Raw genomic sequence first — 22938 nt, 5'->3', positions numbered from 1 at the left:
CCACCATGTCGCAAGCGAACACCACGACTGACCATGACACCATTCGCAAATGGGCCGAATCGCGCGGCGGACGCCCTGCACGTGTAAAGACCGGCGAGCCTGGCGGCATTCTTCGCATCGATTTCGGCGAGCCGGAGGAGAGCCTGGAGGAAATCGGCTGGGACGAGTTCTTCCGCATCTTCGATGACCGGAAGCTCGCCTTCCTGTACCAGGAAGAAGCCGGCGGCGGCGGCACCAGCCGCTTCAACAAATTTGTTGATCGATAACCGGCGCTTATCGGCCTTTCCGAGGCCGCCGGGCGGGGAGGCCACACCTCCCCGCAGCTTTGCCTCAGGAAATTGCCATTTGTCCGGAAACACTTACCGCATCCGTCTTCTTCTTCTTCTTCGGAACAACAACATACCCTTCGATGTTAGAGCCGGCGTGAACCGTACAGGAGAACGGCATGCAGATCACCATGATAGGCGCCGGCTATGTCGGCCTGACAACCGGTACCTGCCTGGCGGATATGGGCCACAGCGTCCGTTGCCATGATATCGATGCCGCACGGATCGTGCGTCTGGAACAGTTCGATCTTCCTCTCTATGAACCCGGGCTCGAGGAGGCGATGCGCCTGGCCGTCGATGCCGGACGCCTCTCCTTTTCTTCACGGCTCCGGGAGAGCGTGGCCAAGGCCGACGCCGTTTTCATCGCGGTCGGCACACCGACGGGGCCGGATGGCGGGATCGATTTGTCCCACATGCTGTCCGCGGCCAGGCAGATCGCGCCGCATCTGAAGCGAGGCGCCCTCGTCGTCATCAAGTCCACTGTGGTGGTCGGCACGGCGCGACGCGTCCGTGAGGTCATCGCGCGGGAACGCGGGGCCTTCGATATCCGCGTCGCCTCGAACCCGGAATTCCTGCGCGAGGGCTCCGCCATGAGGGACTTCATGGAGCCGGACCGCATCGTGCTGGGAGCGGACGACGCACGCTCCCGCAACATCCTGCGGGCGATCTATCGCCCTTTCGAGAAAGCCGGCGTGCCGATGGTCATCACGACGACCGGCAACGCCGAGCTCATAAAATACTCCGCCAACGCGTTCCTGGCGCTCAAGATCGGCTTTATCAACGACGTTGCCGATCTCTGCGAGAAGACGGGCGGCGACATCAGGGATGTGACGCGCGGCATCGGGCTCGACCCGCGCATCGGCGAGAGCTTCCTCTCGCCCGGTCCCGGCTTCGGCGGCTCGTGCTTTCCGAAGGACACGCGTGCCTTCGCCGCCACCGGGCGGGAGTTCGGCGCACCGCAGAAGCTGGTTGAAACGCTGATTGCCCGCAACGACCAGCGCAAATCCGCGCTCGCCCGCCGCATTCTCAAGGATGGCAGGCTCCAGCCCGGCAGCACCGTGGCCGTTCTGGGCCTCGCCTTCAAGGCAAACACGGACGACGTGCGCGAAGCGGCCGCGCTCACGATCATCCCTGCCCTCCAGGAAGCGGGGCTGCGCGTGGTGGCCCACGATCCGAAGGCCATGCAGAATGCGCGCCGGCACATGCCGGACCTTTCCTGGGCCGACTGCCCCTACAAGGCCTGCAAGGGCGCTTCCGCCGTGGTCATCCTGACCGAGTGGGATGAGTACCGCCAGCTCAGTCTCAGCCGGCTCGCGCGTGTCCTTTCGGGCGACGTGCTCTTCGACTACCGCAACCTCTTCGAGCCGCGCGCGGTGACGCGCCTTGGCCTGCGCTATTTCAGTCTCGGCCGCGCGGCCGCGGCGGTCCGCCAGAAGGCAGGCGTCTCTCCGATCGATGTATGGGAGCGCCGGGTGGCGGCCCCCGGCCATGCATGAAATGCCGCCCTGCGCTCCTGTGGCGCGGGGACAGGCCCACGGAAACGGTTTCGGGCGAAGCATGGAACCATTCTTCGACGACGCGGGGGCGATCGTGCGGCGGTGCAGGCGTCGCCCATCTCCCCGGAACTTCCTCCACGCTTTGCCCCGCTTCAGGACCGAAATCGACGAACGACTTGCGCGTTCGCTTCATGCGGACAAGAATTCATTCGAGGAGTTCGACCGGAAAGGAAGCCGCCAATGAACACCGCGAACCTGCAGATGGAGGGCGTGCTGATGGCGATGGCGACGCTCTGTCACCTGTTGCGCCGGAAAGGCGTGGCCGACATGGCCGAGATCGAGGCGGCGCTCGCCGAGGCGGAGAAGGTGCTGGCCGAGGACAGCCGCCGGCCCGAGCAACTCTCCCACGCGAATGTCGAGGCCGCGCTTTTCCCCATACGTTTCCTGCGCGAGGCGAACAAGCGGGACCTGCCCGGCACCTCGAAGGCCTATACGGATATCGCCACGATGGTGGGCCGGGGCCGGCGCTGACGCCCCGGCAATAGGCGCGTCCCTCCACGCCGCACGGGAAACATGGCGCTCCTGCGGCCATGCAGCCCATTGCCCTTCGCCATCCTTTTCGCTATTCCCCTCCCCAGTTTTCTTCCCGAGGGGTTATGCGATGGCACATGATACGCCGGAAGGCCCGGCCGAAATGGGTGCGGAAATGGATTACGCCGAGCACGAGCGCACCTATAACCTCTTCCTGAATATCAGCAAATATGTCTGTCTGGTGGTCGGGGCGCTGCTGGTGGCGATGGCCTTCGGCTTCTTCACCGCCGCCGGCATCATTTCCAGCACCATCCTCTTCATCCTCATCTGCGCTGTCGGCGCCTGGATCTTGCGGTAGCCCTGCCGTCACGGCCGGGGGGCCGCACCGGGGGGACCGTCCAACAGAAGGACTTGACGGTGGGACAAACGATCTTCGTTCCAAGGGAGGCCGATGCGAACGAGCCGCGTGTCGCAGCTTCGCCGGATACGGTGAAGCGCCTCAAGGGGCTCGGCTTCGACGTGGCGGTCGAACGGGGCGCGGGGCTGGCCTCGCGCATCCCCGACGACGAGTTCGAGAAGGCCGGAGCCACGCTGGGCGGCGCCGCGGATGCCTCCAGGGCCGATATCGTGCTGAAGCTGCGCCGGCCGACCGCTGCTGAACTCGAGACCTACAGGAAAGGCGCCGTGGTCATCGCCACCATGGACCCCCATGGCAACGAGGCCGATATCGCCGCCATGGCCAAGGCCGGCGTCACCGCCTTCGCCATGGAATTCATGCCGCGCATCACGCGCGCCCAGTCCATGGATGTCTTGTCGAGCCAGGCGAACCTCGCCGGCTATCGCGCGGTGATCGATGCCGCGGCCGAGTATGACCGGGCCCTTCCGATGATGATGACCGCGGCGGGCACCGTGCCGGCCGCGAAAGTCTTCGTCATGGGCGCCGGCGTCGCCGGCCTGCAGGCGATCGCGACCGCGCGCCGGCTCGGCGCCGTCGTCACAGCCACCGACGTACGAGCGGCGGCGGGCGAGCAGGTCGCCTCCCTCGGCGCCAAATTCATCATGACGGATGCGTTGAAGGATGCTTCCGGCCAGGGCGGCTATGCCCGCGAGCTGACGGAAGACGAGAAGAAGGCCCAGGCCGAGCTCGTCGCCGACCACATCACCAAGCAGGACATCGTCATCACCACCGCCCTCATTCCCGGCCGGCCCGCGCCGCGCCTGGTGACGGCCGCGATGGTCGCCTCCATGCGCCCCGGCTCCGTGATCGTGGATCTCGCGGTGGAGCGGGGCGGCAATGTAGAGGGATCGGTCGCGGGCCAGGTGGTGACCACCGCCAACGACGTGAAGATCCTCGGCCATCTCAACGTGCCGGGTCGCGTCGCGGCTTCCGCTTCGCTGCTCTATGCGCGCAACCTGTTCGCTTTTTTGGAGACGATGGTCGACAAGGAAGCGAAAGCCCTCTCCATCGATTTCGACGACGAGCTGGTGAAGGCCACCATGCTCACCCATGACGGCGCGGTGGTGCATCCGAACTTCGCCGGCGCTGCGCCCGCGGCAGGCGCCAGGCCCTCGCCCTCCGATCCGGAGGTCGTGAAGGCGGCTGCGGGCACGGAGCCCGGGCTCGAAGTCGCGCCGAAGAGGAAAGCGCCGGCCCGGCGCAAAGCCGCAGCCAAGCCGGCTGCCGGGAAGGCGGCGGACGGCGCGAAGCCCGCCCGCAGGACCAGGAAACCTGCAACGCCCAGGACGGGGGGAGACGCCTGATGGAAGAGAACGCGATAGAACAGGCGCTCGACCAGCTCGAGCGTGCCACGGCGAGCGTCCGCGCCGCCGTCGAAAGCCTGGAAGCGCAGAACGTGGCAGACGCGGCCGGCGCCCTTGCGCATGGCGCGACGGGAGGGGCGATCGATCCTTTCATCTTCCGCTTCGCCATCTTTGTGCTCGCCATCTTCGTCGGCTACTACGTCGTCTGGTCCGTCACGCCGGCGCTACACACGCCGCTGATGTCTGTCACCAACGCCATTTCCTCCGTCATCGTGGTCGGCGCGCTGCTGGCCGTCGGCATCTCGGCCTCGGGGCTTGCCACCGGCTTCGGCTTCATTGCCCTGGTGCTTGCCTCGGTGAACATCTTCGGCGGCTTCCTCGTCACCCAGCGCATGCTGGCCATGTACAAGAAGAAGGAAAAGTGACGTGGGCGCCAATCTCGCTTCCTTCCTCTATCTCGTCTCCGGCATCCTCTTCATCCTGGCGCTGCGCGGGCTTTCGCACCCCACCACCAGCCGGCAGGGCAATCTCTACGGCATGGTGGGCATGGCGATCGCCATCGTCACCACCCTGCTCCTGACGCGCCCCACCGCCGGCGGTTTCGCCCTCATCCTGCTCGGCCTCGCCGTCGGCGGCGGCACGGGCGCGGTGATCGCGCGCCGCATCGCCATGACCGCGATGCCACAGCTCGTCGCTGCCTTCCACTCGCTCGTCGGCCTTGCCGCCGTCATGGTGGCCGCCGCCGCGCTCTACGCGCCGGAGAGCTTCGGCATCGGCCAGTTGGGCGCCATCCATGCGCAGGCGCTCGTGGAGATGTCGCTCGGCGTAGCCATCGGCGCCATCACCTTCACCGGTTCGGTGATCGCCTTCCTGAAGCTCGACGGCCGCATGTCCGGCAAGCCGATCCTGCTGCCGGCGCGCCACGCCGTGAACGCCGCGCTCGCGATCGCCCTCGTCGTGCTCATCGTCCTGCTGGTCACGACCCAGAGCCATCTCGTCTTCTGGCTGATCGTCCTGCTTTCTCTGGCCCTGGGCGTGCTCATCATCGTCCCGATCGGCGGAGCGGACATGCCTGTCGTCGTGTCGATGCTCAACTCCTATTCGGGATGGGCCGCTGCCGGCATCGGCTTCACGCTCGGCAACCTGGCGCTCATCATCACCGGCGCGCTGGTCGGCTCCTCGGGTGCGATCCTGTCCTACATCATGTGCAAGGGCATGAACCGCTCCTTCATCTCCGTGATCCTGGGCGGTTTCGGCGGCGAGACCGCTGCGGCTGCCGATGACGGCATCGAGCGCACGGTGAAGCAGGGTTCGGCTGACGATGCGGCCTACCTGATGATGAACGCGCAGAAGGTCATCATCGTCCCGGGCTACGGCATGGCGGTCGCCCAGGCCCAGCACGCCCTGCGCGAGATGGCCGACAAGCTAAAGGCCAACGGCGTCGAGGTGAAATACGCCATCCACCCCGTTGCCGGCCGCATGCCCGGCCACATGAACGTGCTGCTTGCCGAAGCCCAGGTACCCTACGACGAGGTGTTCGAACTCGAAGACATCAATTCCGAGTTCGCCCAGGCCGATGTCGCCTATGTGATCGGCGCCAACGACGTGACCAATCCGGCCGCGCGCGACGACAAGTCCTCTCCCATTTACGGCATGCCGATCCTGGATGTGGACAAGGCCCGCACCTGCCTTTTCGTCAAGCGTTCCCTCGGCTCAGGCTACGCCGGCATCGATAACACGCTGTTCTACAAGGACGGCACCATGATGCTGCTCGGCGACGCCAAGAAGATGACCGAGGACATCGTCAAGGCGATGGATCACTGAGGTTCAGGACAGAAGCGAAAAAAGCCCGGCCGTTGCGCCGGGCTTTTTGTTGAAAAACGCCTGAATTGGATATACATTTTTAAGGTGTATATCTTGGAGGCTGCAATGCGTGTGTCCAGGTGGGGCAACAGTCTTGCCATTCGCCTTCCCAGTTCGGTGGTCCAGCTTCTGAAGTTGGAGGAAGGAGATGAAATTGAGTTGCACGCACAGGGAATGCGTTCGCTGGCGGTCGCGAAAAAACCTGAGCGCGAGGAGCTATTGACACGCCTGAGGCACTTCCGCGGCAAATTGCCTGCAGATTTCCGTTTCGACCGGGATGAGTTGAATGCCCGATAGGCGGGGCGGCGCCCCTTCGAGCGCGTTCATCGATACGAATGTGATCCTCTATCTTGCCTCGGACGATCAGCGGAAGGCTGAGCGGGCCGAAGGGATTGTAAGGCAGGGAGGCACCATAAGCGTCCAGGTGTTAAACGAGATCGCCAACGCGGGGCGGCGCAAGATGCGCCTCGACTGGCAGCAGCTTCACGACTTCATAGATGCGATCCGCAGGCTTTTGAGGGTGGAGAGCCTGACTGTCGATGTCCATGAAAGCGGAATGGCGATCGCTGAACGCTACGGAGTCTCCATCTATGACGGACTTATCGTCGCTTCCGCCTTGCAGGCTGGCTGCACCATCCTTTGGTCGGAGGATATGCAAGACCGCCTGGCCATCGGGGACTTGCGGATCGCCAATCCATTCAGAACTTCATGAGGCCCAAGCTGGCGATGAGATTGCCAGCTTGGGGAGTGGCAGTCACTGCGCGGTCGATCTCAACACGAATTCGTCGACACCGACGGCGATGTTCAGCCCCGTCTGGGCCTGCAGGCTGATCGGCTGCAGGACGAGATTCCTGTTGGTCCGGCTGACGAGGACATTGGCGCCACCGCCGATGCCGGCGGTCACTTCGGCGCTTGGCCCCACATAGGTGTCGGCGAGCGCTCCGGGCGCGTAGGGGTCTGCCGTGGTCGGCGCCAGGACGGCCCAGCGCATCACGCGTTCGCTTGTGCTGCCGATCTCCAGGCCGAACTTCTTCACTGCGCCGACATAGGTCTCCGGCGGGCGCGAGGAATCCGCGGGCTGGAAGGTGCATGAAAGCTCCTTGGACGTCACGAAGCCGATATCGGTGCCGCCTTCGATGATGCAATCGAGCATGCCGACCTCCGTCCGCTGCTGCGCTGCGGCAGGCATGGCGGTGGTCGACAGGGCAAAAATCGCTCCAAGCGCGGCAATTGCGCTCCTGTGCATGGCTGAAACTCCTTTGACGTTGCCGTCTTAGAACAGCAGCAGGCCAAGGATGGTTCCGAAGGAGCGGAAATCCGCCGCGCTCCGTGCCCGACGCGCGTGATGCGGCGTGTTACGTCCGCGACGCCGTGGTGGTGCCGCCTGCCCCCCGCGTCCGCGCGAGGCCGTCCTTGGCCGGACCATAATTGGGGTCGAGCGCCAGGGCGCGCGCATAGGAGCGTGCAGCCTTGTCCATCTCGCCGCGTTTCTCATAGACGAGCGCCTGGTTGGCCCAGCTTTCGGCGATGCCGTCGTCCAGGCGGATCGCGGTGTTGAAATCCGTAAAGGCGTTCTCGTCGTCGCCCAGCGCCAGATAGGAAAGTCCGCGTCCGTTATAGCCGTAGGGCTGGTTGGGGGCGAACGAGATCGCCTTGGCGAAGTCCTCGATCGCGAATTGGTGCTGACCGCTCGCCTGGTAGAGCAGGCCGCGCCTGTGAAAGGCGCGCGGATCGGTGGTGTCGAGCTGGATCGCCCGCTCGAAATCCTGGAAAGCTTCGGTCGAGCGGCCGGCAAGGCGGTAAAGCTCGCCCCGGCCGATATAGGCGCCGTCATAGCTCGGATTGAGCGCGATCGCCTGGTTGTAATCGGCCAGCGCCTTCTGCTGATCGCCCATATAGCGGTAGATGAGCGCGCGATTGGCATAGGCGCGGAAGGAGCGCGGGTTGAGCTCTATCGCCCTGTCGAAATCCTTGAGGGCCTCCCGGTAGTTGCCGGCACGTCCATAGGCTGCGCCGCGGATATTGTAGGCTTCCGGATCGTTCGGCGTTCGCTCGATGACGGCGGTGAGCGAAGCGATGTTTTCCTGCGATCCCTGTGCGGTATCGATGCGCGTCAGGTCCGTCACGGGATCGGTGGTGTTGCAGGCGGCCAGGGTGACGAGGGCCAATAGCGCGAGCGCCGTCCGCACTCGCCCAGGGGTTGCGCTTTCTGCAATCACTCCATCAGCCATGAATCTGCCCGTCCTTTTTGCATGTGCCGACGCATTCTAGCGAGCGCGCCGCAATAAAAAAGGTGGCTGCGATGTTCCGATCGCGCCACCTTGCTCATAAAGCCGCGGAAAAGGACAAAATAGAGGCGCTCAGCGCGCCGCCGCCCGTCCGCCGACAATCCCTTCGCGCTGGGCGCGCTTACGCGCCAGCTTGCGTGCACGGCGCACGGCCTCGGCCTTCTCGCGCGCCCGCTTCTCCGACGGCTTCTCGTAATGCCCGCGCATCTTCATCTCGCGGAAAATGCCTTCGCGCTGCATCTTTTTCTTGAGCGCGCGGAGCGCCTGGTCAACATTGTTGTCGCGGACGAGTACCTGCACCTGGGTTTCCTGTCAAAGCGTTGATCCTCTTGGCCGCAAATCCGGGTTCGCTCAACGGCCAATATCCCGCGACAGATTGTCCCGCCGCAGGATGCGCGGGCTCATACCAGAATCCACGGCATTTGTCGAGAGCCCGCGCACTGTTTCCGCCTTACGTCCGGTTGATGGAGACGCCGCCGTCGGCGAGCATGGCCGCACCGGTCACGAAGCTTGCGGCATCGGAGGCGAGGAAGAGGGCCGCGCGCGCGATCTCCTCCGGCTTCGCCACGCGCTTCAACGCGTGCAGCCCCTCCACGAAAGCCCACTCCTCCGGGGTCTTGAAAGTGGCGGCCGGTGTGTCCGTGCCGCCCGGCAGGAGCGCGTTGACGCGGATGCCGCGCGGGCCGACTTCGACGGCAAGTGCCTGCGTGAGCCCGACCAGCCCGGCCTTGGATGCCGCATAGGCCGCCATGCCGGGCATGCCCACCGTGTTGCCGACGAAGCTCGATGTGAAGATCAACGCGCCTCCGCCGCGGTCGAGCAGCGCGGGAATTTGATGCTTTGCCGCGAGATAGGCCGCGGTAAGGTTGACCGAGAGCGTGTCCTCCCAGTCCTCCCGGCCGAGTTCGGGCACCTGAGCCAGGCGGCCGACGGCGCCCGCATTGTTGAACGCGATATCGAGGCCGCCGAAGCGGAAGATCGCCCGATCCACCAGGGCTTTCGCATGCGCTTCCTCCCGCACGTCGCCGGGGACCGCTTCCGCCTCTCCCCCTTCTTCGCCGATTTCGGCCACGAGGCGCTCGAGTTCCTTCCCGCGCCTCGCGCTCACCACCACCTTTGCGCCCTCTCTGGCGAATAGGCTTGCCGTGGCGCGACCGATGCCGGAGCTGGCACCGGTGACGATTGCCACCTTTCCGGAGAGTGAGAACATTCGCATCATCCTTTCGAGCTGCACCGGCTTGCTGCCGGCATGGAACCGTGTTCTCAAAAGGATGGGTGTTCGGCCACCCGAAAGCTGACGGCATGCTTGGCGCAAAACGGCAAGTCCCGTCGCAATCAGCGCAAGGCGGGTCTGTCACTTTCAGTAGAGGTAGACCTCATCTGGTCAGGCAGGATCGGCAAGCGGGGAACCTAATGAAGAAATATTCCGTCTTCGCCATCGCGCGCGAAGCGATGCGCGGCCAGAGCGGCTGGCCGGAGCAATGGGGCTCGCCCGAGCCGAAGAAGGCCTATGACGTGATCGTCGTGGGTGCCGGCGGCCACGGGCTCGCCACCGCCTATTATCTCGCCAGGGAGCATGGTATCACCAATGTGGCCGTGCTGGAGAAGGGATGGCTTGGCGGCGGCAACACCGGCCGCAACACCACCATCATCCGTTCGAACTATCTCTATGACGAAAGCGCTGCGATCTACGATCACGCGGTGACCTTGTGGGCAGGACTTTCCCAGGAACTCAACTACAACGTCATGTATTCCCCGCGCGGCGTGATGATGCTCGCGCACAACGTGCATGACGTGCAGGTATTCAAGAGGCACATCCACGCCAACCGGCTGAACGGCGTCGACAACGCGTGGCTGACGCCGGACGAAGCGAAGGAATATTGCCCTCCGCTCAACATCTCAAAGGACGGGCGATACCCGATCATGGGGGCGGCGCTCCAGCGCCGGGGCGGCACGGCGCGGCACGACGCGGTGGCCTGGGGCTATGCGCGCGGGGCCTCGGCGCGCGGCGTCGATATCATCCAGAATTGCGAGGTCACCGCCATCAGGCGCGGGCGGGACGGCGCGGTCGCAGGCGTGGAGACCACGCGCGGACCCATCGCGGCGAAGAAGATCGGCGTCGTCGCAGCCGGCCATTCCTCCGTGCTGATGCAGATGGCGGGCGTCGAGGTACCGCTCGAATCCTTCCCGCTGCAGGCGCTGGTCTCGGAGCCGGTGAAGCCGGTCTTTCCCTGCGTGGTCATGTCGAACACGGTGCACGCCTATATCTCGCAGTCCGACAAGGGCGAGCTGGTCATCGGCGCCGGTACCGACCAGTACACCTCCTATTCCCAGACCGGAGGCCTGCACATCATACAGCACACGCTGGACGCCATTTGCGAGATGTTCCCGATCTTCAGGCGCATGAAGATGCTGCGCTCCTGGGGCGGCATAGTCGACGTGACGCCGGACCGCTCGCCGATCCTGGCCAGGACCCCGGTGAAAGGGCTGTACGTGAATTGCGGCTGGGGTACGGGCGGCTTCAAGGCGACGCCCGGCTCGGGTCACGTCTTCGCCCACACCATCGCCCGCGACGAGCCGCACCCCATCAACGCGCCCTTCACGCTGGAGCGCTTCCGGAGGGGCCGGCTGATCGACGAGGCGGCGGCCGCGGCCGTCGCGCACTGAGGTTTCCGCATGCTGTTGATCCATTGCCCCTACTGCCAGGAAGAGCGGCCCGAACTCGAATTCCGCCATGCCGGTGAGGCGCATATCGCCCGGCCGGAGAACATCGCGGACATTTCCGACGAGGCATTCGAGCGATACTTCTTCATCCGCTCCAATCCGAAGGGCGTCACCTTCGAGCGCTGGCGCCACATCCATGGCTGCGCGCGCTTCTTCAACGCGGCGCGGGATACCGTGACCGACAAATTCCTGATGACTTACAAGGCCGGCGAGCCGAAGCCGGATCTGGGGAAGATGCATCGCAAATGATGAGACAGCCTTTCCGCCTCCCCTCCGCCGGCCGGCTCGATCCGGAAAGGACGGTCGGCTTCACCTTCGACGGCAGGAGCTATGACGGGCTTGCCGGCGACACGCTCGCCTCGGCCTTGCTCGCGAACGGCGTCCACCTCGTCGGCCGCTCGTTCAAGTATCACCGCCCGCGCGGAATCCTCTCCGCCGGCGCGGAGGAGCCGAATGCGCTGGTCGGCATCCATCGGGATTCCGCGCGCAGGACGCCGAATGTTCGCGCCACCGTGCAGGAAATCTATGAAGGCCTCGCAGCCGTCTCGCAGAACCGCTGGCCCTCGCTCGCTTTCGACCTGGGAGCGGCGAGCAATCTCGGGGCGCCTTTTTTCTCCGCGGGCTTCTACTACAAGACCTTCAAATGGCCGAGGGCCGCATGGGAACGGCTCTACGAGCCCGCCATTCGCCGCGCGGCGGGCCTGGGCGTGGCGCCGGATGAGCCCGACCCCGACGACTACTCCAACCGCTTCGCCCATTGCGACGTGCTCGTGATCGGTGGCGGCGCAGCGGGGCTTGCCGCGGCCCTCGCGGCGTCCGAAAGCGGCGCGCGCGTCGTCCTGGCCGACGAGCAGGCGGAACTTGGCGGCGCGCTGAAATTCGAATCGGGCGCGGTGGTCGAGGGCAAGCCCGGCTGGGAGTGGTCGCGGGAAGCGGGGGCCGAGCTGCGCGCCCGCCCGAATATGCGCGTGCTCACCCGCACCACGGGCTTCGGCTACTACGCGCAGAATATGCTGGGACTCGTCGAGCGTCTGACGGAGCATCTGGCGCAGCCTGATCCCGATGCCCCGCGCGAACGGCTGTGGCAGGTGCGGGCCAAGCGTGTCGTGCTCGCCACGGGCGCCATCGAGCGGCACATGGTCTTCCCGCAGAACGACCGGCCGGGCATCATGCTTGCTTCCGCAGCGCGTGCTTATCTCAACCATTTCGGCGTGGCCGTCGGCAGCAAGGTCGCGGTCTTCACGGCGGAGGATTCGGCATATGCGGCAGCGCTCGACCTGAAAAGGAGTGGCGTCGCGGTTCCCGTCATCATCGATTGGCGGGACAATCCGCAAGGTACGTATCTCGAGGACGCGAAGTCGCTCGACATCGAGGTGCTCCGCGGCTGCAACGTGGTGGGCACCGAGGGCAGGCTGCGCATAAATCGCGTTTGCGTCGTTCACCGCGAGGAAGGCTGGCGGCGCGAGATCGAGGTGGATGCGTTGCTCACCTCGTCCGGCTGGACCCCCGCCGTGCACCTCTTTTCCCAATCACGCGGAAAACTTGCGTTCGACGCCGACACGCAGCGCTTCCTTCCGGGGCAATATACGCAGGACGCGACCTCCGTCGGCGCCTGCAACGGAACGATCGGGCTCGCGGAAACGGTGGAGGAGGCACTCGCCGCCGGCGCGAAAGCGGCCAAGGAAAGCGGTGCCGGGACGAGGCGAAGGGCGCGCAAGCTCGTCGCGCACGCAGGCGACTGCTGGTCGCCGGGCATGGCTGGCGACGCGCTCGGCCATCGGAAAGGCGCCATGGCCTTCGTCGACTTCCAGAACGACGTGACCGCGAAGGACATTCGCCAGGCCGTCCGCGAGGGCATGCGCTCCATCGAGCATGTGAAGCGCTTCACCACGACGGGCATGGCGACCGACCAGGGCAAGACGTCCAACCTGCACGGCCTCGCCATCGCCGCGGAGATGCTGGGCAAATCCATTCCCGAGGTGGGGCTCACCACCTTCCGTCCGCCCTATACGCCGGTCACCTTCGGTGCACTGGCGGGGCATGCGCGGGGGGAGCTCTTCGAGCCGGTGCGGCGCACGCCCATTCATTCCTGGGCGGAGGAGAACGGCGCTGTATTCGAGGATGTCGGCCAGTGGAAGCGCGCGTGGTACTTTCCGAGGACGGGAGAGGACATGCACCGGGCCGTAGCGCGCGAATGCCGCACGGTGCGTGAGGCGGCGGGCATCTTCGATGCGTCAACGCTCGGCAAGATCGAGGTCGTCGGGCCGGACGCCGCCCGCTTCCTCGAACTCCTCTACACCAACTCCTGGCAGAAGCTTGGGGTCGGGCGCTGCCGCTACGGCATCATGCTGCGCGAGGACGGCTTCATCTACGACGACGGCGTGGTGGGGCGGCTTGCGGAAGATCGTTTCTACGTGACGACCACGACGGGCGGTGCGCCGCGCGTGCTCCATCACATGGAGGACTATCTCCAGACCGAATTCCCGGATCTGGAGGTCTGGCTCACCTCGGTCACCGAGCAATGGGCGGTTATCGCCGTCCAGGGGCCGAAGAGCCGCGACATCGTCGCGCCGCTGGTGGACGGGATCGATATGTCCGATGAGGCGATGCCGCACATGTCCGTGCGCGAAGGAAAAGTGTGCGGCGTGCCGGCGCGGCTTTTCCGCGTTTCCTTTACCGGCGAGCGCGGTTTCGAGATCAACGTGCCGGCCGATTATGGCCGTGCGGTATGGGAGGCGGTCTGGGCTCAGGCGCAGAAGCATGGCGCCTGCGCCTACGGCACCGAGACGATGCACGTGCTGCGCGCGGAAAAGGGTTATATCATCGTCGGCCAGGACACGGACGGCACCGTGACGCCCCACGACGCGGGCCTCTCCTGGGCGGTCGCCAAGGGCAAGGCCGACTTTGTCGGCATTCGTGGAGTGAAGCGACCGGATCTCGTCGCCGAAGGGCGCCGGCAGCTCGTCGGCCTCAAGACAAAGGACCCGAAGACCGTGCTGGAGGAAGGCGCGCAGATCGTCGCCGATCCCAAGCAGCCCGTGCCCATGAGGATGATCGGCCATGTGACCTCGTCCTACTGGTCAGAGAACTGCGGCCGCTCGATCGCGCTGGCATTGCTGGAAAACGGCCGTGAGAGGATGGGTGAGCGGCTCTGCGTGCCGATGCCGGACGGTGTGATTGAGGTCGAGGTGGCCTCCATGATCTTCTTCGACGAGAAGGGGGAGCGCATCCATGGCTGAGACCGCCCGCCGCATCTCCGCACTCGAGGGCCGCGCCTATGAGGGAGACGGCATATCGCTCGCGCACGCCGCGCCTGCAAGCCGCCTCTCGCTGCGCGCACCGCAGGCTTCGCTCCAGGCCCTGTCCGGAGCGCTGGCCATCGAGCTGTCGCAGCGGCCCAGATCCGCCGCGGCCAATGGTGCGCGCGCGGCGCTCTGGCTCGGCCCCGACGAGTGGCTGGTGATCGATGACGGGGCGGCGGATCTCACGACCATCTGCGCCAAGGCAGATGTGCTCCACTCGGCCGTCGACATCTCTCACCGGAATACCGCAATTCTCGTCTCCGGCCCGCGCTCGGAGGAAGTGCTGAATTCCGGGTGCCCGCAGGACCTTTCGCTCGATCGCTTTCCGGTGGGCGCCGCGTCGCGCACCGTTTTCGCCAAGGCTGAAATCGTGCTGTGGCGCACGCGCCAGGACGCTTTTCGCATTGAATGTTGGCGGTCCTTCTCCGACTATGTCTTCAGCCTTCTGGAGAAAGCGGCACGGGAGAACGGTTAGTCGTCGGAACCCGGCTCCCGCGTCGGCGTTTCCTTCATAAAAGGAGCCACGTCCATGCTGCCCGATAAACGCAAGCCCGACCAGCGCCCGGAGCCCGAGGAACTGGAGGACGAACTGGAGGAGGGTCTGGAAGACACCTTCCCCGCGAGCGATCCCGTCTCGGCCGCGCAGACCACGCGCACCGGGGCTCCCAAGGAGTTCGCCAAGCCGAAATCGGATGAGGCATCAGACGAAGCCGCCCATCGGAAGGACGACGAACTGGACGAAGGGCTGGAAGACACGTTTCCGGCGAGCGACCCGATTTCCGTGACTTCGACCACCCATGCCGGCAGGCCGGAAAAAAAGAAAGATTAGGCTTGCGTGCCTAGATCATTTCAGCGTTTCCTGGAAACACTGAAATGATCTAGGTTTTTGATTTTACGCAATCCCGGACGGAAAACCGGTTTCCACTTTTCCTGGAATTGCTCTAGAGCCTTTCAGGTTTTGACGGAAGCGTATCCTGCATTGACGAAGTAGTTGCTGCATTCACTGGGCTGGATTAAGGAGACGAGGCCGCCGATGTGCCGCCATGTCTCCTCGATGGTCCGCTTCTGAGCCGCGCGCATCCAATGCTTGATCTTGGCGAAGGCCTGCTCGATCGGATTGAGGTCGGGCGAGTATGGGGGCAGATACCAGAGCCTTGCGCCGGCGGCTTTGATCATCTGCCGGACGGCGGCCGACTTGTGCGAGCCGAGATTGTCCATGACGACGATGTCGCCCGGTTCAAGCACCGGCACGAGCTGCTGCTCGACATAGGCGCGGAAGCACTGGCCGTTGATCGGTCCATCGAAGACGCAAGGCGCCGTCAGCCGGTCATGGCGCAAAGCGCCGAGGAAGGTCAGCGTGCGCCAGTGGCCGTGCGGGGCAAAGCCGCGCAGGCGCTTGCCGCGTGGTCCCCAGCCCCGCAGCGGCGCCATGTTGGTCTTGATCCAGGTCTCGTCGATGAACACCAGCCGTGTCGGATCGAGACCGGACTGCCAAGAACGCCAGCGTTGCCGCCGGCGGGCGATGTCGGCACGAGCCTGCTCAAGGGCGAACAGCGTTTTTTGAACCGAAGCCCCTCGCGGCGCAGGAACCGCCACACCGTATCGTGCGACACCTTCACGCCGCGCGCCGCCAGCTCTTCCTTCAGCTTGTGCAGCGACAGATGCGGCGTCTGGCTGATCCGCTCGGCGATGAAGGCACGGTGCGGCTCCAGCACGCGCTTGCGGTGCCCGCCCATCTTGCCCGGCGCCACAGACCCGCTCGCACGGTAGCGCTGAGACCACTTCACCGCCGACGAGACGGCAACGCCGAAACGAGCCGCCACCGACCGGCAGCTCTCGCCGGCCTCGACCGCCCCAACAACACGTTCACGCAGATCATTCGAAAGAGGTCGCGTCATCCCATGCTGGCCTCCACTCCAGCCAGCATCTTGAATCACAAAACCTCCGAAATCGGAATCCCCCTTCGATTCAGACACAACCGGAACCGCTCTAGATCGCCGTCACACCGCCATCGGCAGCCAGCGCTTGCCCCGTCATGAAGCTGTTGTTGGGATTCGCGGCGAACAGGATGACTTCCACCACCTCCTCCACTTCGCCGAGGCGCTTCATGGGCACGCCGCGTGTCAGCCCTGCCTCCGCGTGCTTTGCCCTGGCGGGTGACATCTTGAGCACGCCGGTCACCATCTCGGTGCGCGCGTAGGAGGGACAGACCGCATTGATCCGCACCCCTTTGCCGGCATATTCGGCGGCGGCGGTGCGCGTAAAGCCGATCACGCCGTGCTTGGCCGCCGAATAGGCGGCAAGCCGCGGCGCGCCGGCAAGCCCCGCTACCGAGGCGACATTGACGATCGCGCTGCGCCGCTTGTCGCGCCTGTACTGGCGCTCCATAACGGGCAGTTGGTGCTTCATCGCGTAGAAGACGCCCATCAGGTCGACGTCGATCACCCGGCGCGCCTCTTCGGAGGGGATGAGGTGCAGCTTCACGAAAGCTTGCGCGATGCCGGCATTGTTGATGGCCACATCCAGCCCGCCGAAGCGTTCCTGCGCAAGCGCGACGAGGTTTTCGGAGAGCACTTCTTCCGCGATGTCGCCGGCGAGGATCGCCGTCTCGGTTTCGAGCGAGTCGGCAAGCTCCCTCAGCGGCTCTTCCTTCAGGTCGGAAAGCACGAGCCGCGCTCCCTGGCCGGCGAGCCTGCGTGCCAAGCATCTTCCAAAACCGCCAGCAGCGCCCGTCAGAAGCACCGTCAGCCCCTCAAAAGCCTCCATTCAGCCCTCTCGCTCCAAATCCTCGTACGGCCTGCGACGACCATCGGCCGCGGCCCTGTCTTTTTTCATCTTCCCCAAGGAGTTGGTGCGCCACCAGACTCGTCCCCGCCGGGTCTTTTCACGGTTTGCTCCGCCACAGTCAAGAAACCGCTGAACGGGAGAATGGTTGCCGGCTGTCTTCTCACGCGGCTGTCTGGCCGGGAAGCTCGGAAGGCAGCGCCAGGGTTAGCCATCGGGCTGTGAGCGCGGGCTTTACGCTCTCCTCGATCTCGATCGTGACGTCGTAATGCGTCTCGACGATCCCGGATGGGCGGACCTTCATATGCGCCAGCACGAACCGGGCGCGTATGCGGGCCCCGGACTTTACGGGATTGAGGAAGCGCACGCGGTCGAAGCCGAAATTCATGCCCATCGAAACGCCTTCCAGCGGGGGAACGGCTTCGAAGATCAGTGTCGACAGGAGCGAGAGCGTCAGGAAGCCATGCGCGATCGTGCCGCCATAGGGCGTCTCCTCGGCGGCCCGCTCGGGGTCCGTGTGGATGAACTGGTGGTCATCCGTCGCGGAGGCGAACTGGTCGATCATCTCCTGGGAGACGGTGCGCCAGTTGGATACGCCGACCTCCTTGCCGACGAGAGCCAACGCTTCCTCGATTGCTACCGCCTTCATGGACAATGATCGCGCTCCGTTCTACGCTTGGCAGGCCACGGGTTTCGGCGGCTGCCTACAAAATGCGCGCACAGATACAGCGTTGAACGCGTGATGTCATCCCGCGTTTGAAGGCTATGTCTTCCTGGCGGTCGAGCTTGCGTTGGCAAGCTCGCGCTCCAGCCGCGCCTCCTCCTCCACCTTCGGCGTTATGAAACGGCCGAGCAGAAGATAGGCGACGGGGGTGAGATAGAGCGTCGAGAGCGCCGAAAGGCCCAGCCCACCCACGATCACCCAGCCGAGCGCAATGCGCGCCTCCGCACCCGCGCCCGAGGCGAGCACCAGGGGAACACCGCCGACGACAGTGCAGATCATCGTCATCATGACGGGGCGGAGGCGAATGAGCGACGCCTGCTCGACGGCCTCGCGGACCTTGAGCCCGCGATCCCTCAACTGGTTGGCGAATTCGACGACCAGGATGCCGTTCTTGGCCATGATGCCGACCAGGAGCACCAGGCCGATCTGGCTATAGACGTTCAGGCTGGTGCCGGTGAGCATGAGCGCAAACACCGCGCAGGCAAGTCCCAGCGGAACGGTGGCCATGATGATGATCGCGCTGACGAAGCTCTCGAACTGCGCCGCCAGGACCAGCAGGATGACGACCAGCGCGAAGCCGAAGACGGTCAGCATGCTGTTGCCGGTCTCGCCGAGGCTCGCCGCCTCCGCAAGCGGAATGATGCGGCTGCCCGGCGGCAGGTGAGGCGCGGCGATCTCCTCCGCCCGCTCGAGCGCGTCGCCCAGCGGAAAGTCCGCAGCGAGCGCGGAGGTTATGCGCACCACGCGCATCTGCTGCTCGCGGTTGAGGGAGGGCGGTACCGCCTCCTCGCGCAGGGACGTGACCGTGGCAAGCGGAACGAAACGACCGTCCCCGGTCTTTACGAAGACGTTCTCGAGGTCCGTCGGATCGTTGATCGGATTCATCGTGGAGACGAGCTTCACGTCGTAGCTCTTGTCGTCGATGAACAGGTCGGCGATCTTGCGCCCGTCGAGCAGCGCCTGGATGGATTCGCCGAGACCGTTGATGTTGATGCCGAGATCCGCCGCCCGGTCGCGATCGACCTCCACCTTGAGCTGCGGTTGGGTGGCATCTTGCGAGAGGCGCGGCTGATCGAAGCGCGGATCCTTCTCCATATCCGCGACGATCGCGAGGGCGGCCTCGGTCAGCCGCTCGTAGTTGCTTCCCGCGATGGCGAATTGCAGGCCGCTTCCTGAGCCCCGGATACCGAGGCTGTTCGGCTGGAAGGCGAAGGCGCGCACGCCCGGAATGCGTGCCGCCCGCGCGTTTATGTCCTCCATGATCTCCTGCTGGGAGCGCTCGCGCTCCTCCCAGGGGGCAAGGCCCATCATGAGGAACCCGCTATTGGTGCTGCCGCCCATCCCCGTGATGGAGAAGGTGGTGCGGATTTCGCCGCTGTCGCGCAGCGGCTGGATGGTCGCCTCCACCTCGCGCATCTTGCCGGCGAGATAATCCAGGCTCACCCCCTGGGGCGCGGAGACACGCATCATCGCCACCGCCCGGTCCTCGCTCGGCGTAAGCTCCGATTTGATCATCCCGAACGCGCCATAGGCAGCACCGGCAAAGAGGATCGAGAACAGGATCACCACCGAGGGCGCATCGAGGCAGAAATGCAGCGTGCGGGCGTAAAGGTCCGCAAGCCCCCCGCCCAAGCGCCCCAGAAGCCCGCCGCTTGTTTCTTCCGCCGCCTCACCGGACGAGAGCATGCGCGAGGCGAGCATGGGGCAGAGCGAAAGCGCGACGATCGAGGAGAGGAACACCGCGAACGCGAGCACGAAACCGAACTCGCGGAAAAGGCCGCCCGCCTGGCCGGGCAGGAACGAGAGCGGCACGAAGACGGCGACCAGCGTGGCGGTCGTCGCGATGACGGCGAAGAACACCTCTTGCGTGCCGAGAACGGCGGCCGCACGTGGCCCCATGCCCTGGTTGCGCCGGCGCACGATGTTCTCCAGCACGACGATGGCGTCGTCCACCACGAGGCCGGTGGCGAGCACCAGGGCGAGCAGCGTCAGGATATTGACGGAGAAGCCCACCAGATAGATCGCGGCGACGGTGCCGATGAGGGCGACCGGAATGGCGATGCCGGGAATGATCGTCGCCCGCCAGTCGCGCAGGAAGAGATAGATCACGAGGAGCACGATCGTCACGGAGATGAACAGCGCGATCTCCACTTCGTGGATCGCCCCGTTGATGAAGATCGCATCGTCGCTGGTGATCTGGATCGACATGCCCTCGGGCATCGTCTTCCTGAGGTCCTCGACCGCCTGCTTCACGCCCGAGGAGATATCGAGCGTGTTCGACTGCGCCTGGCGCAGGATGCCGAGACCGATGCCCGCGCGTCCATTGGTGCGCAGACGGCTCTCGCCGTCGTCGGGCCCGAGCGTCACGGTGGCGACGTCGCCGAGCCGCACATTCGGCGAAAGCTGGATGTTCTCCATATCCGCCGGCGTGGTGACGGAGGAGGTGGCGCGCACGATCAGGTCCTGCGTGCTGCTGGTGAGCGAGCCGGCAGGACTGTCGAAGGCCACCGTCTCCAGCGCAGTCCCGATATCGCCGACGGTCATCCCGTGGCTTGCCAGCCGCGACTGGTCGATATCGACGCGGAAGATCTTGGTGCGATCGCCGTAGACCTGCACGTCGGCGACACCAGGCACGGCCGCCAGCTTGTCGACGATCTCGTCGTCGATATAGAGCGTCATGTCCTCCACGTTCATCCTGTCGGACGTGACGGCGAGGCGCATGATCGCGTCGGCATTGTCGTCGGTCTTGACGACGACGGGGCTGTCCGCGTCGTCGGGCAGCCGGTTCTGGATGCGCCCCACCGCGTCGCGGACATCCGAAGCGGCAGTGTCGAGATTGACGCTCTCGCGGAACTCGATGGTGACCCGGCTTCTACCGAAGGATGAGGAGGAGGATATCGCCGAAACACCGGCGACGCGCGCCACCGCACCCTCGATCGTGGCGGTGATCTCGCGATCGATGGTTTCGGCGGCGGCCCCGTCGAAATTGGTGGAGACGGAGATCACCGGGCGGTCGACATCGGGAAGCTCGCGTACCTCCACTCCGAAGAGAGCGGCCAGGCCCGCGACCACGATCAACGTGTTGACGACGAAGGCGAAGACCGGGCGGCGCACGAAAAGCGCCGTCATGCCGTCCGCCGCCTTGTCGATATCCTTCTGGCTCATCCGCGCAGTCCCTTTCAGCCCCTGGGGGCAGGCGGCGTGCCGGCGCCTTCTTCATTGCCCGCAACGGCGATCGGCTGGCCTTCGCGCACGGCATGCACGCCTTCCACCACCACATAGTCGCCGTCGGCGAACACCCCGTCGACCAGGATGCTGTCGGAATTGCGCTGGATGATGCGCACGGGCAGGCGCCGCGCAGCCCCTTCCCGCACGACCCAGACATAGGCGCCTTCGGTGCTCCACTGCACCGCGAGCGGATCCACCGCCGGGTAGCTCTCGCCCGGGAAGCGCATGGTGACGCGGAACGCCATGCCCGAACGCAGCGTATCGGCGGGGTTCGCGATGCGGCCCTGCACGTGCAGGGTGCGGCTTGCCGTGTCGACCTCGTTGTCGATGGCGCTGACGGTGCCCTCGTACCGCTCGTCGGAGCGGGCGATCGACTCCGCCCAAAGCGGCATGCCGACCTCCAGAAGCCGCGCGAAGCGCTCGGGCACCCAGAAATCGACCAGGATCTGGGAGCGGTCGGCGATGGTGGCGATCTCGTCGGAGGAGGTGACGTAATCCCCCGGCGAGACGGGCAGGATACCGACGGTGCCGCCGATGGGCGCCACGATATCGCGCCGCTCGAGCGCCAGCGTGGCTTCACGCAGCGCGAGCTCGGCATTGCGAACGGCAAGCTCGGCCTCCGTTTGCTGGACGGCGGTGGCGGTGTTGGAAGAGCGCAGCGCGTTGACGCGCTCCAGCGTCGTGCGGGCATCGTCGAGCGCGATCTGCGCGCGGTCGACGGCGATGCGCTCGGATTCCGAATCCATCCGCGCGATGGCGTCGCCCGCTTCCACTTCGGCCCCTGGTTCGACGAGGATCTCCGTCAGCCTGCCTGACGTATAGGGCCGGACCGCGACCGTATGAAGCGCCTTGCCGTTGCCGATGGCGGTGAAGCGGTCGTTGATCGTGGCGCTGGCGACCGGGGCCGAGACGATGGCGGCCTGCATGCCGCCCCCGCGCCGGCGCGCCATGCCGCCTTGCCGATCCTCACTCGTGGGGGCGGCTTCGGCCGGTGCCTGCACCAGGCCCAGGTCGGCCACCATCTGGCGCGACCCGGGGAAGAACTGGTACCAGGCCCCGGCGGCGGCCGCGAGAATGAAGAAACATAGGAGGGCCTGCTTCCACCAGGACATTCGATTCTCCGGATCAGAACCGCGGCTGGCGCGGAGCGGGCGTGCGAACCCCATGGCCGCGACGCAATTATCATAAGTCTCTTCTACGACAATATTGAGCCTGATTTCACCAACCGGATTATTAAATTGCTGTAAGGATGCCGCCGCCGTGCAAAGGGAATTCCGCGACGGGTCTGGAACAAGTGGGGACTTTCGTCCGTTCACCGGATCATGTTGGAGACCGGCGGGTTCCTTGCCCAACACATGGCTGTCCACATCCTGGCGATGAATGTCGCAGCCCCCGCGCTCGTGCTCGCCTGGCGTCTTGTCGCCCCTCCCCGCGTGAAGCCGCCCGATGCGCGGTGGATCGGGCCGGCCGCGGCTCTGCAGGTCGGGCTGCTCTGGGTCTGGCACCTCCCCCTGCCGCTGGCCTTCGCCTACTCGGTGACTGGAGGAGAGGTGCTGATGCATCTCTCGCTTTTCGCCGCCGCGCTGTGGTTCTGGAGAGCGGTGCTCGACGAGGCGGAGGCTGCGCGCTGGCGCGCGCTGGGTGCCCTCCTCCTCACCGGAAAGCTCTTCTGCCTGCTCGGCGTGCTGCTGACCTTCGCGCCGCGCTCGCTCTATCTCAGGGCGGCCGAGCTTTGCCTCGGCGGCCGCATCGCCCCTGAGGCGCTGCTCGCCGATCAGCAGCTTGCCGGACTGATGATGCTGGTGGCCTGCCCTCTGGTCTATGTGCTCGCCGGCATCATCATTGCCGCACGCTGGCTGCGTGAGATCGAAAGCCGCAAGCCGACCTATCTGCCCGAAGGGAACGGTTGAC

24 protein-coding genes are annotated in these 22938 nt (G+C 65.3%); 15 read left to right on the top strand and 9 right to left on the bottom strand.

Translation table 11 applies throughout. The annotated features are described in order from the left end of the window. The first annotated feature begins 5 nt into the window (after window positions 1-5). The 9 genes from PVE73_RS04465 (at window position 6) to PVE73_RS04425 (ending at window position 6689) form a co-directional block, all read left to right on the top strand. Entirely contained in the window at window positions 6-266 is a 261-nt protein-coding gene (locus PVE73_RS04465; protein ID WP_277365786.1) for a hypothetical protein, read from the top strand. 179 nt (window positions 267-445) lie between these two features. Continuing rightward, window positions 446-1822, top strand: coding sequence for a UDP-glucose/GDP-mannose dehydrogenase family protein (locus PVE73_RS04460; protein ID WP_277365785.1), 1377 nt, complete (start codon window positions 446-448; stop codon window positions 1820-1822). 240 nt (window positions 1823-2062) lie between these two features. Then, a complete protein-coding gene (locus PVE73_RS04455) occupies window positions 2063-2353 on the top strand; it encodes a hypothetical protein (RefSeq protein ID WP_277365784.1) in 291 nt (96 codons plus the stop codon). A gap of 130 nt (window positions 2354-2483) precedes the next feature. After that, window positions 2484-2711 (top strand): aa3-type cytochrome c oxidase subunit IV, encoded by a 228-nt coding sequence (locus PVE73_RS04450; protein WP_277365783.1) that lies wholly within the window; start codon window positions 2484-2486, stop codon window positions 2709-2711. A gap of 59 nt (window positions 2712-2770) precedes the next feature. Next, window positions 2771-4114 carry a Re/Si-specific NAD(P)(+) transhydrogenase subunit alpha gene (locus tag PVE73_RS04445; protein WP_277365782.1) on the top strand — a complete coding sequence of 448 codons (1344 nt, stop codon included), beginning with the start codon at window positions 2771-2773 and terminating at the stop codon, window positions 4112-4114. Then, window positions 4114-4539 carry an NAD(P) transhydrogenase subunit alpha gene (locus PVE73_RS04440; RefSeq protein ID WP_277365781.1) on the top strand — a complete coding sequence of 142 codons (426 nt, stop codon included), beginning with the start codon at window positions 4114-4116 and terminating at the stop codon, window positions 4537-4539. Before PVE73_RS04445 ends, PVE73_RS04440 begins: the two co-directional genes overlap by 1 nt. 1 nt (window position 4540) lies before the next feature. Continuing rightward, window positions 4541-5938 (top strand): NAD(P)(+) transhydrogenase (Re/Si-specific) subunit beta, encoded by a 1398-nt coding sequence (locus tag PVE73_RS04435; protein WP_277365780.1) that lies wholly within the window; start codon window positions 4541-4543, stop codon window positions 5936-5938. A 105-nt stretch (window positions 5939-6043) separates the two neighbouring features. Next, window positions 6044-6274 (top strand): AbrB/MazE/SpoVT family DNA-binding domain-containing protein, encoded by a 231-nt coding sequence (locus tag PVE73_RS04430; RefSeq protein ID WP_277365779.1) that lies wholly within the window; start codon window positions 6044-6046, stop codon window positions 6272-6274. After that, entirely contained in the window at window positions 6264-6689 is a 426-nt protein-coding gene (locus PVE73_RS04425; RefSeq protein ID WP_277365778.1) for a PIN domain-containing protein, read from the top strand. The genes PVE73_RS04430 and PVE73_RS04425 overlap by 11 nt, the downstream gene beginning before the upstream one ends. Before the next feature lie 42 nt (window positions 6690-6731). On the opposite strand, the gene PVE73_RS04420 is transcribed toward PVE73_RS04425, so the two are convergent. The 4 genes from PVE73_RS04420 to PVE73_RS04405 form a co-directional block, all read right to left on the bottom strand. After that, window positions 6732-7223, bottom strand: coding sequence for a DUF992 domain-containing protein (locus PVE73_RS04420; RefSeq protein ID WP_277365777.1), 492 nt, complete (start codon window positions 7221-7223; stop codon window positions 6732-6734). A gap of 109 nt (window positions 7224-7332) precedes the next feature. Continuing rightward, on the bottom strand, window positions 7333-8208 hold the full coding sequence (locus tag PVE73_RS04415) for a tetratricopeptide repeat protein (protein WP_277365776.1): 876 nt from the start codon (window positions 8206-8208) through the stop codon (window positions 7333-7335). 129 nt (window positions 8209-8337) lie between these two features. Then, the gene (rpsU, locus tag PVE73_RS04410; protein ID WP_028033117.1) at window positions 8338-8565 is read right to left on the bottom strand and encodes a 30S ribosomal protein S21; all 228 of its coding nucleotides are present in this window, start codon (window positions 8563-8565) and stop codon (window positions 8338-8340) included. 151 nt (window positions 8566-8716) lie between these two features. Next, complete coding sequence (locus PVE73_RS04405; RefSeq protein ID WP_277365775.1) at window positions 8717-9475, bottom strand: SDR family oxidoreductase; 759 nt, start codon at window positions 9473-9475, stop codon at window positions 8717-8719. 203 nt (window positions 9476-9678) lie between these two features. Between PVE73_RS04405 and PVE73_RS04400 the strand changes: the two genes are divergently transcribed. Genes PVE73_RS04400 through PVE73_RS04380 form a run of 5 tightly spaced genes read left to right on the top strand, consistent with a single transcriptional unit; the run spans window position 9679 to window position 15120 of the window. Continuing rightward, the gene (locus tag PVE73_RS04400; RefSeq protein WP_277365774.1) at window positions 9679-10932 is read left to right on the top strand and encodes a sarcosine oxidase subunit beta family protein; all 1254 of its coding nucleotides are present in this window, start codon (window positions 9679-9681) and stop codon (window positions 10930-10932) included. Between the two features lie 9 nt (window positions 10933-10941). After that, window positions 10942-11238, top strand: coding sequence for a sarcosine oxidase subunit delta (locus PVE73_RS04395; RefSeq protein ID WP_277365773.1), 297 nt, complete (start codon window positions 10942-10944; stop codon window positions 11236-11238). Then, window positions 11238-14228, top strand: a complete 2991-nt coding sequence (locus tag PVE73_RS04390) for a sarcosine oxidase subunit alpha (protein ID WP_277367346.1) — start codon at window positions 11238-11240, stop codon at window positions 14226-14228. The genes PVE73_RS04395 and PVE73_RS04390 overlap by 1 nt, the downstream gene beginning before the upstream one ends. Then, window positions 14221-14766: a sarcosine oxidase subunit gamma gene (locus PVE73_RS04385; RefSeq protein WP_277365772.1), complete on the top strand. Its 546-nt coding sequence runs from the start codon at window positions 14221-14223 to the stop codon at window positions 14764-14766. Before PVE73_RS04390 ends, PVE73_RS04385 begins: the two co-directional genes overlap by 8 nt. 54 nt (window positions 14767-14820) lie before the next feature. Further along, a complete protein-coding gene (locus PVE73_RS04380) occupies window positions 14821-15120 on the top strand; it encodes a hypothetical protein (RefSeq protein ID WP_277365771.1) in 300 nt (99 codons plus the stop codon). A gap of 122 nt (window positions 15121-15242) precedes the next feature. Here the strand turns inward: PVE73_RS04380 and PVE73_RS04375 are convergent. The 5 genes from PVE73_RS04375 to PVE73_RS04355 form a co-directional block, all read right to left on the bottom strand. Then, a protein-coding gene (locus tag PVE73_RS04375) for an IS630 family transposase (RefSeq protein ID WP_277362644.1) occupies window positions 15243-16189 on the bottom strand; the annotation gives its coding sequence in 2 pieces (ribosomal slippage) (window positions 15243-15853 and window positions 15853-16189; 948 coding nt in all). A gap of 91 nt (window positions 16190-16280) precedes the next feature. Further along, window positions 16281-16994, bottom strand: a complete 714-nt coding sequence (locus PVE73_RS04370; RefSeq protein ID WP_277365770.1) for an SDR family oxidoreductase — start codon at window positions 16992-16994, stop codon at window positions 16281-16283. 244 nt (window positions 16995-17238) lie between these two features. Beyond that, window positions 17239-17724 (bottom strand): MaoC family dehydratase, encoded by a 486-nt coding sequence (locus PVE73_RS04365; RefSeq protein WP_277365769.1) that lies wholly within the window; start codon window positions 17722-17724, stop codon window positions 17239-17241. A 114-nt stretch (window positions 17725-17838) separates the two neighbouring features. Next, the gene (locus PVE73_RS04360) at window positions 17839-20964 is read right to left on the bottom strand and encodes an efflux RND transporter permease subunit (RefSeq protein ID WP_277365768.1); all 3126 of its coding nucleotides are present in this window, start codon (window positions 20962-20964) and stop codon (window positions 17839-17841) included. 14 nt (window positions 20965-20978) lie between these two features. Beyond that, window positions 20979-22139, bottom strand: coding sequence for an efflux RND transporter periplasmic adaptor subunit (locus tag PVE73_RS04355; protein WP_277365767.1), 1161 nt, complete (start codon window positions 22137-22139; stop codon window positions 20979-20981). A gap of 243 nt (window positions 22140-22382) precedes the next feature. Here PVE73_RS04355 and PVE73_RS04350 point away from each other — a divergent pair, with 243 nt between their 5' ends. After that, a complete protein-coding gene (locus PVE73_RS04350; protein WP_277365766.1) occupies window positions 22383-22937 on the top strand; it encodes a cytochrome c oxidase assembly protein in 555 nt (184 codons plus the stop codon). Window position 22938 lies beyond the last annotated feature (1 nt).

The sequence above is a fragment of the Chelativorans sp. AA-79 genome, from assembly GCF_029457495.1.
GTDB lineage: Bacteria > Pseudomonadota > Alphaproteobacteria > Rhizobiales > Rhizobiaceae > Chelativorans.
Note: the sequence above shows the minus strand (reverse complement) of the source record. Positions and strands in the feature narration are given on the sequence as shown.

What these genes read in the sequence shown, in the direction of transcription:
- PVE73_RS04420 (WP_277365777.1), bottom strand. Translation starts at nt 7,223, where the DNA reads ATGCACAGGAGCGCAATTGCCGCGCTTGGAGCGATTTTTGCCCTGTCG.
- PVE73_RS04415 (WP_277365776.1), bottom strand. Translation starts at nt 8,208, where the DNA reads ATGGCTGATGGAGTGATTGCAGAAAGCGCAACCCCTGGGCGAGTGCGG.
- PVE73_RS04355 (WP_277365767.1), bottom strand. Translation starts at nt 22,139, where the DNA reads ATGTCCTGGTGGAAGCAGGCCCTCCTATGTTTCTTCATTCTCGCGGCC.
- PVE73_RS04360 (WP_277365768.1), bottom strand. Translation starts at nt 20,964, where the DNA reads ATGAGCCAGAAGGATATCGACAAGGCGGCGGACGGCATGACGGCGCTT.
- PVE73_RS04365 (WP_277365769.1), bottom strand. Translation starts at nt 17,724, where the DNA reads ATGAAGGCGGTAGCAATCGAGGAAGCGTTGGCTCTCGTCGGCAAGGAG.
- PVE73_RS04450 (WP_277365783.1), top strand. Translation starts at nt 2,484, where the DNA reads ATGGCACATGATACGCCGGAAGGCCCGGCCGAAATGGGTGCGGAAATG.
- PVE73_RS04425 (WP_277365778.1), top strand. Translation starts at nt 6,264, where the DNA reads ATGCCCGATAGGCGGGGCGGCGCCCCTTCGAGCGCGTTCATCGATACG.
- PVE73_RS04350 (WP_277365766.1), top strand. Translation starts at nt 22,383, where the DNA reads ATGGCTGTCCACATCCTGGCGATGAATGTCGCAGCCCCCGCGCTCGTG.
- PVE73_RS04465 (WP_277365786.1), top strand. Translation starts at nt 6, where the DNA reads ATGTCGCAAGCGAACACCACGACTGACCATGACACCATTCGCAAATGG.
- PVE73_RS04395 (WP_277365773.1), top strand. Translation starts at nt 10,942, where the DNA reads ATGCTGTTGATCCATTGCCCCTACTGCCAGGAAGAGCGGCCCGAACTC.
- PVE73_RS04405 (WP_277365775.1), bottom strand. Translation starts at nt 9,475, where the DNA reads ATGTTCTCACTCTCCGGAAAGGTGGCAATCGTCACCGGTGCCAGCTCC.
- PVE73_RS04400 (WP_277365774.1), top strand. Translation starts at nt 9,679, where the DNA reads ATGAAGAAATATTCCGTCTTCGCCATCGCGCGCGAAGCGATGCGCGGC.
- PVE73_RS04440 (WP_277365781.1), top strand. Translation starts at nt 4,114, where the DNA reads ATGGAAGAGAACGCGATAGAACAGGCGCTCGACCAGCTCGAGCGTGCC.
- PVE73_RS04390 (WP_277367346.1), top strand. Translation starts at nt 11,238, where the DNA reads ATGAGACAGCCTTTCCGCCTCCCCTCCGCCGGCCGGCTCGATCCGGAA.
- PVE73_RS04385 (WP_277365772.1), top strand. Translation starts at nt 14,221, where the DNA reads ATGGCTGAGACCGCCCGCCGCATCTCCGCACTCGAGGGCCGCGCCTAT.
- PVE73_RS04380 (WP_277365771.1), top strand. Translation starts at nt 14,821, where the DNA reads ATGCTGCCCGATAAACGCAAGCCCGACCAGCGCCCGGAGCCCGAGGAA.
- PVE73_RS04455 (WP_277365784.1), top strand. Translation starts at nt 2,063, where the DNA reads ATGAACACCGCGAACCTGCAGATGGAGGGCGTGCTGATGGCGATGGCG.
- PVE73_RS04430 (WP_277365779.1), top strand. Translation starts at nt 6,044, where the DNA reads ATGCGTGTGTCCAGGTGGGGCAACAGTCTTGCCATTCGCCTTCCCAGT.
- PVE73_RS04460 (WP_277365785.1), top strand. Translation starts at nt 446, where the DNA reads ATGCAGATCACCATGATAGGCGCCGGCTATGTCGGCCTGACAACCGGT.